This window comes from Paenibacillus sp. NAIST15-1, assembly GCF_001894745.1.
Lineage (GTDB): Bacteria > Bacillota > Bacilli > Paenibacillales > Paenibacillaceae > Paenibacillus_B > Paenibacillus_B suaedae.
The window spans coordinates 20726-35259 of sequence record NZ_BBYF01000021.1 but is presented as its reverse complement, the minus strand read 5'-3'; the positions used below and the strand labels follow the sequence as shown (position 1 = coordinate 35259).

At 44.3% G+C, this 14534-nt stretch carries 14 protein-coding genes; 11 read left to right on the top strand and 3 right to left on the bottom strand.

From position 1 onward, the window contains the following. Positions 1-87 precede the first annotated feature (87 nt). The 7 genes from PBN151_RS26935 (at position 88) to PBN151_RS26905 (ending at position 7276) form a co-directional block, all read left to right on the top strand. The gene (locus PBN151_RS26935; RefSeq protein ID WP_072731684.1) at positions 88-783 is read left to right on the top strand and encodes a response regulator transcription factor; all 696 of its coding nucleotides are present in this window, start codon (positions 88-90) and stop codon (positions 781-783) included. After that, the gene (locus PBN151_RS26930; protein WP_072731683.1) at positions 776-1894 is read left to right on the top strand and encodes a HAMP domain-containing sensor histidine kinase; all 1119 of its coding nucleotides are present in this window, start codon (positions 776-778) and stop codon (positions 1892-1894) included. The genes PBN151_RS26935 and PBN151_RS26930 overlap by 8 nt, the downstream gene beginning before the upstream one ends. A 196-nt stretch (positions 1895-2090) precedes the next feature. Next, positions 2091-2957, top strand: a complete 867-nt coding sequence (locus PBN151_RS26925) for a carbohydrate ABC transporter permease (protein ID WP_072731681.1) — start codon at positions 2091-2093, stop codon at positions 2955-2957. 49 nt (positions 2958-3006) lie between these two features. Further along, positions 3007-3876, top strand: a complete 870-nt coding sequence (locus tag PBN151_RS26920) for a carbohydrate ABC transporter permease (RefSeq protein WP_072731680.1) — start codon at positions 3007-3009, stop codon at positions 3874-3876. A gap of 24 nt (positions 3877-3900) precedes the next feature. Next, a complete protein-coding gene (locus PBN151_RS26915; RefSeq protein ID WP_072731679.1) occupies positions 3901-5070 on the top strand; it encodes an efflux RND transporter periplasmic adaptor subunit in 1170 nt (389 codons plus the stop codon). Between the two features lie 38 nt (positions 5071-5108). Next, positions 5109-6452 (top strand): ABC transporter substrate-binding protein, encoded by a 1344-nt coding sequence (locus tag PBN151_RS26910; RefSeq protein WP_072731678.1) that lies wholly within the window; start codon positions 5109-5111, stop codon positions 6450-6452. A gap of 299 nt (positions 6453-6751) precedes the next feature. Then, on the top strand, positions 6752-7276 hold the full coding sequence (locus PBN151_RS26905) for an NAD(P)H-dependent oxidoreductase (protein ID WP_072731677.1): 525 nt from the start codon (positions 6752-6754) through the stop codon (positions 7274-7276). A 67-nt stretch (positions 7277-7343) separates the two neighbouring features. On the opposite strand, the gene PBN151_RS26900 is transcribed toward PBN151_RS26905, so the two are convergent. Both PBN151_RS26900 and PBN151_RS26895 read right to left on the bottom strand, forming a co-directional pair. Further along, a complete protein-coding gene (locus tag PBN151_RS26900) occupies positions 7344-7706 on the bottom strand; it encodes a winged helix-turn-helix transcriptional regulator (protein ID WP_072731676.1) in 363 nt (120 codons plus the stop codon). Between the two features lie 53 nt (positions 7707-7759). Then, on the bottom strand, positions 7760-8386 hold the full coding sequence (locus PBN151_RS26895; protein ID WP_072731675.1) for a hypothetical protein: 627 nt from the start codon (positions 8384-8386) through the stop codon (positions 7760-7762). Between the two features lie 307 nt (positions 8387-8693). Here PBN151_RS26895 and PBN151_RS26890 point away from each other — a divergent pair, with 307 nt between their 5' ends. From PBN151_RS26890 to PBN151_RS26875, 4 genes are all read left to right on the top strand, one after another. Continuing rightward, positions 8694-9893, top strand: a complete 1200-nt coding sequence (locus tag PBN151_RS26890; protein ID WP_072731674.1) for an oxalate decarboxylase family bicupin — start codon at positions 8694-8696, stop codon at positions 9891-9893. 306 nt (positions 9894-10199) lie between these two features. Further along, the gene (locus PBN151_RS26885; RefSeq protein ID WP_072731673.1) at positions 10200-10661 is read left to right on the top strand and encodes a CcdC protein domain-containing protein; all 462 of its coding nucleotides are present in this window, start codon (positions 10200-10202) and stop codon (positions 10659-10661) included. Positions 10662-10946: 285 nt separating this feature from the next. Next, positions 10947-11951 (top strand): ATP-binding protein, encoded by a 1005-nt coding sequence (locus tag PBN151_RS26880; protein WP_175560810.1) that lies wholly within the window; start codon positions 10947-10949, stop codon positions 11949-11951. Next, the gene (locus PBN151_RS26875; protein ID WP_072731671.1) at positions 11941-12621 is read left to right on the top strand and encodes a response regulator transcription factor; all 681 of its coding nucleotides are present in this window, start codon (positions 11941-11943) and stop codon (positions 12619-12621) included. Before PBN151_RS26880 ends, PBN151_RS26875 begins: the two co-directional genes overlap by 11 nt. 186 nt (positions 12622-12807) lie before the next feature. Here PBN151_RS26875 and PBN151_RS26870 read toward each other — a convergent pair whose 3' ends face one another. Beyond that, positions 12808-14472, bottom strand: a complete 1665-nt coding sequence (locus PBN151_RS26870) for a multicopper oxidase family protein (protein WP_072731670.1) — start codon at positions 14470-14472, stop codon at positions 12808-12810. Positions 14473-14534: the final 62 nt, after the last annotated feature.

Below are 14534 nucleotides of genomic sequence, written 5' to 3'. Positions count from 1 at the left end.
ATTGTTCAATGCCTGCTTAGCTCTGTAATTGCAGTGAGGATCTGTTACAATGGGAGGAAATGTTACCATTTCACAGGAGTAGATCGCATGAGAGAAATTACGATACTTATTGCAGAGGACGAGAAGGAAATAGCTGATTTAATTGCTTATCATCTTGAGAAGGAAGGCTATCATTGTATCATTGCGACAGATGGTGAGGAAGCAGTACATGCTGTTCATCGCCATTCCATTGATTTGGCGATACTCGATATTATGATGCCGAAGCTGGATGGCTATGAAGTTACCCGGCAAATCCGAGAACAGAACCATATGCCCATTATATTTGTAAGCGCCAAGACAAGCGACTTGGATAAAATCACGGGTCTGGTTAGAGGAGCGGATGATTATATGACCAAGCCGTTCAACCCCATGGAGTTGGTTGCTCGGGTGAATGCACATCTGCGGCGCAGCATGCAGTTTAATTCTTCTGCTGCATCAGCTCGCAATGTACTGAAGAACGGCGGACTTGTTATGAACCTCGAGCAGCGCTCGGTTCGGCTGTATGATGAACCGATTGAACTTACACCGAAAGAATTTGATATCTTGCACCTGCTCGCGAGCTCCCCGAAGAAGGTATTCAGCTCGGAGCATATTTTTCAACAGGTGTGGGGCGAAGCTTATTATGAGAATGCGAATACAGTCATGGTGCATATTCGTACACTTCGCAAAAAGTTGAAAGAAGATACCGCGAAAAACAAATTAATCAAAACAGTCTGGGGAGTAGGTTACACATTCAATGGGTAAAATCATTCGCAGCTTCCGTGCTAAAATGCTGTTCCTTTTTGGTGTCAGTATCCTTCTATCCGGAGGAATCATTTTCTTACTATACAAACTTCTTCAGATGTATTATCACACCATGAAGTACGAACATCCATTAACCTCCGTTCGATATTTCATTAGGGATATAGGGGATATTAATTTCTTTTTACTTATTTTCACACCGCTTGCGATCTTGTTTTTCTTCTTGCTTACGAAGCGGTATGCAGTATACTTTAACATGATTTCTGATGGAATTAACCAGCTTGCCAACGGAGATTTCGCAAGTCCAGTACATATCGAATCCAAAGATGAATTCGGGGTTATTGCGAAAGACATTAACTTGGCCAAGATTAAGCTGCAGCAGGCGGTGGAGAGAGGAGACTTTGCTGAGAACAGTAAGGATCAATTGGTCATGAATTTGGCACATGATTTGCGTACTCCACTAACGTCTATCCTTGGGTACCTGGATCTCATTCTTCGAGATAAAAAATTAACAGAAGAACAAATCATCCATTACACGGAAATCGCTTATACTAAATCGCAACGATTGGAGAAACTCATCGATCAGTTATTTGAAGTAACGAGAATGAATTATGGTACAGCGGCCATTGAGAGGCATCGAATGGATGTAAGTGAGCTTCTCATACAGGTTACCGAGGAACTATATCCCGTTCTAGAGAAGAATGGATTACAGGTTCGTTTGAATATACCGTCACACATGTATATTTGCGGAAATGGAAAAATGCTAGCGAGAGTATTCGAGAATCTACTGTCTAACGCGAATCGCTACGGAAGTGATGGGAAGTTTGTAGATATTCAAGCCCAAATCGTGTTGAATGAGGTGATTGTGAAGGTGATTAATTATGGGGATCCGATCAAGCCAGAGCATATCCCTCATTTGTTTGACATGTTCTATACCGCTGATCAAGCCCGATCCCAGCAAGGGGATAGCACAGGCTTAGGCTTATTCATTACGAAGAATATCATTTCACAGCATGATGGAACGATATCCGTTCAGAGTGATGCGGTACGAACGATGTTCGAAGTGCGCTTGCCTTCTCATAACGACGATTCTCTTCAAGCTTCACAACGTTAATTTAAGAAAAATTTTATTTTTACCCCACTTTTTCTTTAAACAGTTTGTTCTATTCTAAGTGCAGGATAGGAGAAACGTTGAGAGAAAGTGGGGATTTTCATGTTTATGTGGATGATGCATACCACGTAGAATCTGATATCGACCCCCATTGCTACATGAAGAATTCAAATGGGATAGGAATGATGGGGGGTGTGAAATGACAAAATGGTTGCGCAAGGATACATCTGTAGCTTTCATGTTTCTTTTACCTAGTGGATTAGGATTTGCGATATTTTATTTCATCCCTTTTGTGAAAGGGATCATGTATTCATTTCAGAACAACGCTGTCCAAGGACAATTTGTTGGACTTGACAATTATCGCGAACTGCTCGAAAGCGACTCTTTTCGCAAAGCTTTTTTACATACGACTTATTTTACCGTTATAAGCGTTCCGATCCTCATAGTGCTTTCCCTAGGCATCGCTATTTTGTTGAACAAAAACATCTATTGCCGTAACATTCTGCGGACAGCCTATGTATTGCCGCTCGTCGTTCCTACGGCGTCTATCGTGCTCATTTGGCAGATCCTCTTCGACTGGAATGGTTCCCTTAACGCTTGGTTAGGAACTTGGATGCTTGAACGTGTGGATTGGATGAAGACTGACGCCGCTCGCTATGTAATCATCGGTGTATACATATGGAAAAACATTGGCTATAACATGATTCTATTCTTGGCAGGCTTGCAGCAGATTCCGAAGGACTATTATGAGACGGCCTATATAGAAGGGGCAGGTCGCTTCCGTCAGTTCAGAAGCATTACGCTCGTGTATCTAACACCAACAATGTTCTTCGTAGTCCTCATGTCGATCATGAATTCGTTCAAGGTATTTCGGGAAACGTACTTAGTTGCCGGCGACTATCCGCATGACAGCATATATATGCTGCAGCATTATATGAACAATATGTTTGTGTCCCTGGACATACAGAAGCTAACGGCAGCGGCATCATTAATGGCAGCTTGCATCTTAGTCATCGTAATGGGGATGTATTTCATAGAGCGTCGTGTTCGACATTCGTTGGACTAAGTAACAGATAGAGCAGCAGACATGAGAAAGGAGGTAACGAGATCAACGTATGAGAAGAATACGAAAAAGCGTGATGACGGCCATTATGGCAGTGTTTGCCGGATTGATATTGTCACCAATTGTGATAACATTCACAAATTCAATTATGACAGAACAAGAAATTGAAATGAATTATGGATTGATTGGACATGTAGGTTCAGCTGAATCTGCTATTGCCCAGCAGTTCGCGAATTTGAAGCTGCTGCCGGATCAAGTGTCCATAGAGCAGTATTCCATGTTATTGATACAGAACTCGAAATATATAGCTATGTTCTGGAATTCTGTATTTATGGTGGTGCCAATTATCGCTGGTCAAACCTTAGTTGCAGCTCTGGCAGCATATGCCTTCTCCAAACTGCGTTTTCGTGGTCGCGAGCCCATATTTCTTGTTTACCTGTTCACGACGCTTATGCCTTATCAAGTTACGCTTGTTCCCAATTATATGATGGCCGATCAACTTGGATTGCTGAATCATCCTAGCTCGGTTATTCTTCCTGGGATATTTGCCGCCTTCGGCGTATTTATGCTTCGCCAGTTCATGATGCACATTCCGTACGATTACATCGAGGCAGCTAAAATTGATGGGGCTGGTCACCTCCGAATTTTCTGGTCGATTATCGCACCCTTAATCAAACCAGGAATAGCGGGTCTTGTCATTTTGCTATTTGTGGATTATTGGAACATGGTGGAGCAGCCTCTTATTTTCCTGGACGATCCGCTTAAGCAGCCACTCTCCGTATATTTATCGAGCATCAATAAAGGGGCGCGGGGTGTCGCATTTGCTGCATCAATGCTGTATATGGCCCCCATGGTGCTCTTGTTCTTATATGTGGAACCTTACTTTATCGAAGGTGTCCAGTTGTCAGGCATCAAGGGATAGATTGGTTTGAAGGGAGTATTGAATGTGGGGAGTGAAGGACAAGTCGCTGCTACAGAGAAAAAGCGTCAACGAACGATAGTCATCTTGTTCGGGTTATTTATCGGACTGTTAGTGTTTTGTACCCTATTCAGCAATACATTGGAATCGTTAACGCTCCCCAAGGTTGTTACTGAGAAAGCGACACTAGGGAGCCTAGATTATAAGCTTGAAGCAAGTGGCATCCTGCGGCCTGTGTCTGAAGTGAAATTAATGAATGCGGCACCATGGCGGGTTAGCAAGATTTACGTGAAAGAAGGGAGCTACGTCCAAAAAGATCAGACGCTGCTGATTTATGACAGCAGTTCCGCCGAGCAAGAATTGCAAGATGAGATTGCCCATCTGGAGAAGCAAAAGATTGAGCTGCAAACCTATCAGGATCAATACATTCAATCTGCGACTTCCGAAGGGGATGACATGAAGCTGCGCGCCGCGTCGCGCGAAATACAAACACGTCGTCTGGATTTGGGGATACAAACTCGTAAAATTAACGAATCGAAAAAGAAGTTGGAACAGCAAAAGGAAATCAAAGCTCCGTTCGATGGCATGGTGACGAAGATTAACGCAGTAACAGGCGTGGTGTCTTCTGGGGCGGCGGATATCATTCTAGCCAACAGCAGCCGTGGGTATCAGTTTGACATTACGATTGATGCTGAATTGTTGGATTTACTCGCGATATCGATAGGGGAGAAGATTCCGGTTGTAATAAAGGGGGACAAAGCGAACAAGTTACTAGAGCTTCAAGCATTGATTATGGATATCGTCGACAATGAACGGCGATCAGCAGCTGCTGATGATCTTGTGACGAATGCGAAATCAACCATTGCACAGAAAACGGTTCGTCTCCAAATGGTGAACTCCGCTTTGAAAGGCGGCGAGGAAGGTCGTGTACATATTACGAAGCGTTCTCGTGAAGAGGGAATTCTCATTTCGAATAAAGCGATTCATCGTGAGCGAGAAGGACTGTACATTTATGTAGTTGAGGAGCAGTTGGGGCCGCTTGGCAACGTCTTCTTGGCACGCAAGGTTCCCGTCACATCAAGTGAAAACAATGACAAAGTAACGTTAATCACATCAGGCAATGTCTATGAACAAACACTAATTATTGTAGACAGCAGCGAACCTTTGCAAGATGGCAATCGGATTCGGCTCCAATAGAAATGATTTCAAAGATTGATTAGAGGTGAGATCATATTATGAATAAGCGGCTTATCATTATTTTCACTAGTTTGGTGCTCGTTACAATGACAGTGGCATGCGGTTCGTCGAATGAAGGGGACAAGACGAACAAAACGAAGGAAGGCAAGACGAACAAAACGAAGGAAGGCAAGACGATCGTAACGATGTCCTTGTTCAATCCAAATTCCTGGTATGTATCTGCAATAAAGAAATTTGAGAAACAAAATCCAGATATTGAAGTTCGTCTTCAATTGTTTAAGCAAGAAAATGAGAAAGTGGAGGAACAAGATGACAACAGGTATGTGCAAAAAATCAATACGGAGCTATTATCTGGCGCAGCGGCGGATATCATTGATGTTGCCAACCTGCCTGTCGGGAAATATGTCAATAAAAAGCTGCTCCTCAATATGAATGACTTTATCAAAAAAGAGAAGCTGCTGGAAAAGGGCGATTTGTACCCGAATATCGTGGATGAGATGGGGATCAATGGCGGGCTATATTCGATGCCGCTTAGCTTACACCTGCATACCTTCCTAGGGGACGGCAATATACTGGAGAAGGCTAACGTTCAGGTAGATGATCAGAAATGGACATGGCAGCAATTTGAACAAGTAGCGAAGCAGATTATGAAGAGCATGGATGAAGGCGATTCCCGATATGCATTGGCGAACACACCGCCTGAGGAGCAGCTGCTTGACATAGTCATCGATCAGTCTTCCGAGTTCATCGATCGCAGCAATCAAAAGGCTAACTTTGATTCTCCAAGCTTTATTACTCTTATGGAGCAAATCAAGAGCATGTATGATCATCAAGTTGCTACTTCGAAAGAGGCAGATTACGGAGAGCAGTTGTTCAGTTCGATAACACTGGTATCTCCTCCTGACTTTATCTTTTGGCCCCATACGCTTTATAAAAAACCTGTGTTGCTGAATAAGCCGCATGCTGCAGGACAGACAAGAGGAGTTTCTTTTTCTGCTCCAAAACAGCTTGCAATTTCATCCAAGTCGGATGTTTCTGAAGAAGCTTGGAAATTTTTAGTATCTGAGCAAGCGCAATCTATGCCAGAGAGAAGTGGGTTTTCCGTACTTGCATCGGTGAATGAACAGGAGCTTAACGAAAGACAGAAGCAAGTGGAAAGTGGAGAATTTAAGCTGGAATCGGGCCAAGCTGTTAAGGCGACAGAGGGATATTTCATAAAGGCCAAGCAGCTGCTGGCAGCGGCGAGCGGTTATCGGTCTGGTGAAGACAAGCTATACTCGATTGTCGGGGAAGAAGCAAAATCGTATTTTTCTGGCCAGAAGTCTGCCGAAGAGGTAGCAAAATTAATCCAAAATCGGGTGACAACGTATTTGAATGAGTAAGGAAACAGAGAGGACGTGCAAAGCGCGATCCTCTCTGTTTATATTGCACATGGTATTGGGGGTAGACAGCTCCATTGTAACGGGTGCTAGCCTCTGGACAGGCGTCTTTCATTAATGGAAGCAATCTTCGGGTGGACGGGGGAGCGGTTGCCAGCATCTAGCCATCTGCACAAGTGTTGTCGGTTTTGCCCATTTGATACTAACCTTCATGTAAGTACCTGAACTAAAAGTGCGTACTTACAAATAGATAGTTTACATCATATACTCAAGAGGAAAACCAATCTATGGAGGTCAAATCGATGAAAACACTTGTTATCTTAACTCATCCGAACTTAGAAACGTCCGTTGTCAATAAACGCTTGGCTGAAGAACTCAAGAAGTATCCGGACAAATATACCATTCACGAATTGTATAAGGCATACCCGGATGGCAACATCGATGTGCAGCATGAACAACAATTGATTGAATCTCATGGCAATCTTGTCTTGCAGTTCCCAATCTATTGGTTTAATTGTCCGCCTCTTCTTAAAAAATGGCTTGATGAAGTATTTACTTATGGTTGGGCTTATGGTTCTAGTGGTGATAAACTGAAAGGTCGCAAAGCTGCATTGGCTGTATCTGCCGGAATTAAAAAAGAGGACTTCGAGGAAGGGAAATATCGTTATACATTCGAGCAAATATTATCCCCATTCGAATTAAGCTTTCAGTATTGTAAAGCAGATTATCGCTCGTTCTATGCGTTTTACGGGGCGGAGCATGAGCCGTCAGCAAGCAAGCTGGATCAGGGTGCACTTGACTACGTGAAATTCATTGACAACCTGTAAGTTATTAATTCTATCCCGTCTAATAGCAAAAGAAGTATTTCCTCATGCAGGAGATACTTCTTTTGCATTATGAATGTTCCACAGTTTCTAAGGGGGATAGTCTGTTCTTCTCTCCCCAAACACACATCATATCTACTATAGGGATGAGCGATAGACCACGTTCAGTTAAGGAATATTCGACTTTTGGCGGCACTTGTGGATATTCCTTGCGTTGGATAAGGCCATCCGCCTCCATCTCTTTTAACATAACGCTTAATGATTTGAATGAAATGGTACCGATGCTTCGCTTCAGCTCATTATGCCGCATGACCTTATGCTCGGACAGCCAATACATAATGATCATTTTATATTTGCCGCCTATTAAAGACAGTGTATAGCCAAACGGGGTGTCTTTGACATCCACACCAGTAGGAAGACATGGTTCTTGCACAAACATCACACTCCTTCGTGAATGATAGTAGCATAAACATGATGTACCGTAAATTAATCATCAAACCGCAAAGTGAAGAGGATCGCCTGCTCGACTTTGCTTAGTGATTCCTGTGAGAAATCTGCAGTAATCATGCGATTTGCACTCGTCATTTGCATGCCCCATACCCGAACCGTACCCTGTGCAATAAAGGATTGAGGCTCATGATATGAAATGATCCCCCGTCCCATCATCTTATGATCTGTTGGGGGCGAAAGGCCGTACAGGGTTGTACCAGATTCATGGACGATGCCAATCTTGATATGATTCATATTGTCCTGTCCTAAGCCAGCAACGGTATCAATGGATATGATAAGCTCAATCTCTTTCCGCTCTTCCTTATTAGGTGTGAAGAATATATCGCCAAGGCCGCCGACGGATTTTACTTTCTTGCCATAGTTCCAGATCTCAATATCCAAGTTCGCTTTTGGTTTTGTGCCTTCATATCTCAAGGTAAACGCCCCCGTCATATTTCCGAGGAAAGGCTTTAACTTCGCTGCTTCACCTTGAAATGGATCAATGGGAGTTAACGTTATCGTTGGGGGAGTATTGATCCGCTCAGGAACCGACGATCCTGGTATACAGCCTGTTACCAGTGACAAACAGATGAAAACAAATGCTGATACTCGATGGAGCTTCACTTGGATCCCTCCTTCAGTTTACTATACCATAATGCGAGAAGATAAATAACAATAAATACCATTTAAAACAAGATGCTTGTATATACTTTAGATAAGGGATCACTCGTTGTTGTTGAAAGATATCCATTTTCCTAGCTCTGAATTGCATGCCGAACACGAATAATGCCGCATAATCGAAGCATCATGTTCATAAGGATCAATGGAATCGTTGCCAGTTCCTCGAATTTTGTTAACTAGATAACGTTAAATGTGCGCAACATCGCATTAGCGTTGTTCGCTAGGTTTCTGAGAAGGGAGAGATGGAATCATGGGTACGATTGATCCGAAGCAGATGCATATTCCGCAGCCCATTCGCGAAAGTGACGGTGCTGGAGCGACAGACCTCGGTCCACGCGATGTCATGCGGGATATGGAAAATCCAGATATGCTTGTTCCTCCGATTACGGATGCAGGACTTGTTCCGAATTTGAAGTTTTCTTTTTCCGATGCACACATGCAGTTGAATAAGGGTGGGTGGTCGCGTGAAGTCACGGTAAGAGAACTGCCGGTAGCGAAGACGCTTGCAGGTGTCAACATGCGGCTTACTCCCGGTGGGGTAAGGGAGCTGCATTGGCATCAGCAGGCAGAATGGGCGTTCATGATCCTAGGAAGCGCCCGAGTGACCTCGGTCGACCAAAATGGTCGTAATTTTATCGCAGATGTTGGACCGGGAGATCTGTGGTATTTCCCTCCCGGCATTCCACATTCCATTCAGGGGTTAGAGGAGGGCTGCGAATTCCTGCTCGTGTTCGATGACGGGAGTTTTTCGGATCTAAATACCCTTTCGATATCGGATTGGTTTGCGCATACGCCGAAGGAGGTATTATCAGCCAATTTTGGTGTACCGATAAGTGCATTTGAGCACATTCCTTCTGATCAGGTGTACATTTATCAATCTCAAGTACCGGGTTCAATCGAGAGTCAGCAGGTGCCGGATCCATACGGGACAATTGAGCCGGGTTTCGTACATCGGTTGATGGCTCAGCCGCCAATCACGACTCCCGGTGGGACAGTTCGCATCGTGGATTCAACCAATTTTCCTGTTTCACGGACGATAGCTGCCGCACTTGTCGAGATTAAGCCTGGCGCCATGAGAGAAATGCATTGGCATCCTAACAATGATGAATGGCAATATTACCTTACCGGACAGGGCAGAATGACTGTCTTCTCGGGGAATGGTGCAGCACGAACTTTTAACTATCGGGCAGGGGATGTCGGATACGTTCCTTTTGCGTTTGGACATTATATTCAGAATACAGGGACAGACAGCTTATGGTTCCTCGAAATGTTCAAGAGTGATCGGTTTGCAGACGTGTCTCTCAATCAATGGATGGCGCTTACGCCGAAGCAGCTCGTCCAATCGAATGTGAATGCTTCGCCTGAATTAATGAATGCCTTGCGCGTGGCGAAGTGGCCAGTCGTGAAATATCCTGGAATCCCGCCAGTTGTCGAGCAACAACATCATTAATATCGGATAACTGAACGTCATTCGTCACTGAAACTACATAGAGAAGTAAGCGGAGATAATGGTGTACATCCTCACAATCTGCAGGCAGCAGCTTGTTTTTGTGAGGAAGTGCACCGTTTTTTCGTAACACGCTGTAATGGCTATGAATATCTAGTTCAACCATTGAACTCTACGATGAACAGCGTGCAGCAATGAACCAACATGCATTCTATTTATCAAAATTCAATCTGTAGGTGGACTTCAATATGCAGCATTCTGTTTATACTGCTAATTAGAAAATCAAATATAAGGTAAAGAGGAGATATCATGACATCTGCTTCAACTTTTATGATTGTGCTGGCAATCGTACTTCTACGCATGGGAAAGGAAAAGGAATTGCGCCCATCACGCATGTGGATCACTCCAGTATTGTTCATTTGGGTAACCTTTACGACAATCTCACAGACTGCGAACTTGACTTGGAGGAGCTTCCTGCTATATGTGATCTGTCTTGTTCTTGGCATAGGGCTGGGCATGTGGAGGGCTTCCTTGGAAAAACTCCGTGTTCATCCGGTTACTGGGAAAATAACTTCACAGAGTTCAATTGCAGGCGTCATTATTTTTATGGCTGCAATGCTTCTTCGCTTGGCAATTGGCTATTGGGGGAGAGAGCATGCTCTGGTATCATTAAGTAATGCACTCGTTATGATTCCACTTGGCAGTGTATGTGCGAGACGCTTTTTTCTATTTTTGCGCTATCGACAGCTGCAAGGCCATGGGAGAATATGAGGCACGAATCCCTCTCTCAGAAGGTGTGATCTGCAATATATGCGAGTCAATCGATCCATAATTTCATATGAGGAACCTATGCATAGCCGATTGAGGGTGATTATATTAAGTCTAATCATCCTCATCATCTTTATCCCATATGAGAATTCTTCTTCATTGTGGAGTATCGGGATAGGACTGGCGATGTTCGTCTCGTACGTCTTCCTTCTGATATGGACTCCAGGCAGACGAGTCCGAAATACACGGAACTATTACATAATCATCCTATTACTATGGCTACTTACTATGGCTTCATGGGTGTTCTTTGATACAGTACGAACGTCAGCATCATTAGTTATTTACCTCATCGCATACATCGCATTGAGGTTAAAAGGGATTCTCGCAGCTGTGTTTGCAGCTGTAATCACGGCTGTTAGCGCAGTTATGTTTTTTTATACCAGTCATTCATCTGAATATGGAGTAGGGGTCTACATGCTTCTGCTCGTTGGCATCTATGTCATCTTCTGGGGAGCGCGTACGAGGCGTGAGGCGCACCAACAGTTGAGCGACATGCATATCGAAATGGAACAGGCACATCTTGAATTGAAGCGTGCTCATCACGAACTCGAAGAGGCTACAAGCCGCCTGCTTCAGTATGCTGTATTAGAAGAACGAACCCGTATTGCAAGAGACATTCATGATAGTATCGGACATGGATTAACCTCGGTCATCGTCCAGCTTCAGGCATTGCCCTATATGATGCAAGCGAATAAGGAAGAAGCCGAGCGGGCTATGGCCACCGTTCTCGAGGTAGCCCGCAATTGCCTGACCGAAGTTCGTGCGGTCGTGCGTCAAATGACAGATCATAACCAGATATATGGTGGAATGAATGCGCTGGAGAAACTTATCCAGCAAGTTAGAGAACAGAGTCAGTTATTGATTACATTTGAAGCTGTAGACTGCAGCAGCTCTTGGACACCACACATCTCTGAACTACTATACCGGGTTCTTCAGGAAGCATTGACGAATGTCATCCGTCATGCTGCTGCGACGGAGGTCAAGATAACAATCGAAGAGCGTGACGAGGAGATTAGAATGACTGTACAGGATAATGGAAGGAATGTTAGGCAGACGCCTATAACTCCTGGGTTTGGCTTATCTCATATGGAGATGAGATGTAAGGCGGCAGGAGGAACCTTGCGATTAGTGCCCATACATCCTCATGGGCTTGCGCTATCCGTAGCGATACCGACTCACGATTACGTAGTTCACGATCCTATTGTAGAGGAGGGGAGCAGGGATGAAGGATGAGTTGATTCGAGTTGCGATTGCAGATGATCAAGAGCTTGTTCGCAGTGGTTGGAGCCATATTATTAATGCTCAGTCAGATATGGAGATGGCCGGTTATGCAGCCAATGGTCGCGAAGCAATTACCGTAGCAGAACAAGTACAGCCGCATGTATTTTTAATGGATGTTCAAATGCCGAAATACAGCGGGATTGCAGCAACACGCGACATTGTTGCATCATTTCCCGAACTGAAGGTAATCATTCTCACAACATTTGAACTTGAACAATATGTATACGATGGCATTCGTGCTGGCGCTGTAGGATATATGCTCAAAGATGCTACCCCCAATGAACTGCTTGAGGCGATTCGTGCAGCACATCGTGGAGAAGCGATCTATCGAACCGCAGTTGCAGCCAAAGTAATGAGTCAAGTCATACGAATCGGTGAGAAGCCTGCGCTTCAACGATTTGAACCATTATGCCAGGATGAGCGTGCGGAAGCATTTACCGGAAGAGAAATTGAAGTGCTTCAACAAATGGCATATGGATGGCGCAACGAAGACATTGCTTCAATACTCCACATCAGTGAAAGCACAGTGAAAACACATGTTCACCGGATCTTGCAGAAGCTGGAAGTCGAAGACCGTACACAAGCAGTCGTATACGCTCTTCGGAATGGGATTGTCCAGTAAAATGGTAGTAACCAGTAATAGCACAAGCAATAGCAATAGGAATGTGGTCTCGATATATGACTAGTACAACATGAGACATGAAAGGACATCATGAAATCAATCAACGTCTATTTATGCTGATACCTTGTGAACTGCCAAGCCTATTGACTCTTTAACCAACAGGCTTGGCTGTATTCATTTCGTTCATTATTCAGGTTTATTGTCGACATTCGAATCTGGTACATACGTACTCTTATAGCCTTTGTATTTAACATCAGTCACCATTCCTGCTGAAGCATGATGCAGGTCATGGCAATGGAACATCCAATCCCCGGGATTATCAGCTTCAAAAGCGATAACATACTGCTCACCGGGTTTAACGTTCACTGTATCCTTGACGACAGGAGAGCCTTGTAAAGGCTGCCCGTTTCTGCTCAATACCTGAAAGAAATGTCCATGCAAATGCATGGGATGATCATCGGTTGGCGATTGATTGACGAAGGTAACCATGACTTTGTCACCCTTGGCAACTTTGATTTTGTCTGTGTCCGGAAATACCTTGCCATTAATGGTATAAACCATCTCGCTACTTCGCATTTCTGTGTTTAAATTCATCAGAACCTGCTGATCATACTTCTGGTCGAGTGTGAATGCCGATTCAGCCATCTTGCCATACGCAGCGAGATTGAACTGAGGCAGGGTTTCCGAGGAATCGGATTTGGCAGCCTGCTTCGTAAAGGCCTCGTACTGAATGACAGCCCGCATATTGTGAGCTCGATCCTCTTTGCTGTGTTCATCCAACAGCCACGTACCGGGGTTGTCAGCAACGAACTCAAGATCATATCGTTCGCCAGGCGCAATTGATATCACTTGATCTTGAATGACAGCCGGACTGTTGACGGGTTGACCATCCATAGCGATGACCTTGAATTCATGCCCTTGCAGGTGCATCTGATGTGAGAGATATCCGGCATTGATTAAGCGAATCCGAACCTTTTCTCCTTGCTTGACCATGAGCGGTTCTATTGCATCACCCGATTTTCCATTCATAGTGAACAGGTCGTACATGCTCATATCATGACCGCCCATTGACATCGTTCCATGATCCATGCCTCTCATGCCGGATTTCGACATATTCATCTTGGAGTGATCCATTCCTGACATATCTGATTGAATATTCGATTGATTTTCATCTGCTCGCTCCGTATTCATCTTTCCCGTGCTTATCCATTCATCCAGCACAAGCGTGTAGTCTCGATCAACTTGCTCCTTCGGATCTTCGACGATGAGCGAGCCATACAGTCCTTTGTCTACTTGATTTACACTGTCTTGATGCGAATGGTACCAATACGTTCCCGGTACCGTTGCTTTGAACTCATAGATGAAGGACTTCCCAGGAACAACAGCATCTTGGGTGACGCCGGGAATACCATCCATACCATTGGGAACGGGATATCCATGCCAATGGATCGATACAGGCTCCGGCAATTCATTTTCCAGCTTAATCTTGACAGTATCGCCAACCTTTACTCGAATCTGCGGCCCAGGAACAGAATTGTTAAATGTCCAAACGGGCAGCACCACCCCATTGGATACTTCCAAGTTACTTGGTTGAGCAGTAATGGTTAGGGATGTGCCATCAACATTAGGTGTAGTTACAGTACGCTTCACTATTTCTTTTACTGTATCTGTGTCAGTATTCGATGTAAGCTTCGACTCTTGTTTGTTCGACATAGAAGCATGATCCATGTTGGTATGATCCTTGGCAGTTCCTCCGTTCCAGCATCCACTTGCTAGTAATGCAATTATCCCGGTGACGACCATGGTTTGGAGCATCCGATTGCGAGTTGAGAATAAGCTTTTCAATTCCATGCCTCCTGAATTATCATTCTTGTAGAATACAGTCTCAGCATAGACAGCAAATATGGAGAAAT

Excerpts from the sequence above, each read along its gene's own strand:
- PBN151_RS26935 (WP_072731684.1), top strand. The coding sequence starts at position 88 with ATGAGAGAAATTACGATACTTATTGCAGAGGACGAGAAGGAAATAGCT.
- PBN151_RS26930 (WP_072731683.1), top strand. The coding sequence starts at position 776 with ATGGGTAAAATCATTCGCAGCTTCCGTGCTAAAATGCTGTTCCTTTTT.
- PBN151_RS26925 (WP_072731681.1), top strand. The coding sequence starts at position 2,091 with ATGACAAAATGGTTGCGCAAGGATACATCTGTAGCTTTCATGTTTCTT.
- PBN151_RS26920 (WP_072731680.1), top strand. The coding sequence starts at position 3,007 with ATGAGAAGAATACGAAAAAGCGTGATGACGGCCATTATGGCAGTGTTT.
- PBN151_RS26910 (WP_072731678.1), top strand. The coding sequence starts at position 5,109 with ATGAATAAGCGGCTTATCATTATTTTCACTAGTTTGGTGCTCGTTACA.
- PBN151_RS26905 (WP_072731677.1), top strand. The coding sequence starts at position 6,752 with ATGAAAACACTTGTTATCTTAACTCATCCGAACTTAGAAACGTCCGTT.
- PBN151_RS26890 (WP_072731674.1), top strand. The coding sequence starts at position 8,694 with ATGGGTACGATTGATCCGAAGCAGATGCATATTCCGCAGCCCATTCGC.
- PBN151_RS26885 (WP_072731673.1), top strand. The coding sequence starts at position 10,200 with ATGACATCTGCTTCAACTTTTATGATTGTGCTGGCAATCGTACTTCTA.
- PBN151_RS26880 (WP_175560810.1), top strand. The coding sequence starts at position 10,947 with ATGGCTTCATGGGTGTTCTTTGATACAGTACGAACGTCAGCATCATTA.
- PBN151_RS26875 (WP_072731671.1), top strand. The coding sequence starts at position 11,941 with ATGAAGGATGAGTTGATTCGAGTTGCGATTGCAGATGATCAAGAGCTT.
- PBN151_RS26870 (WP_072731670.1), bottom strand. The coding sequence starts at position 14,472 with ATGGAATTGAAAAGCTTATTCTCAACTCGCAATCGGATGCTCCAAACC.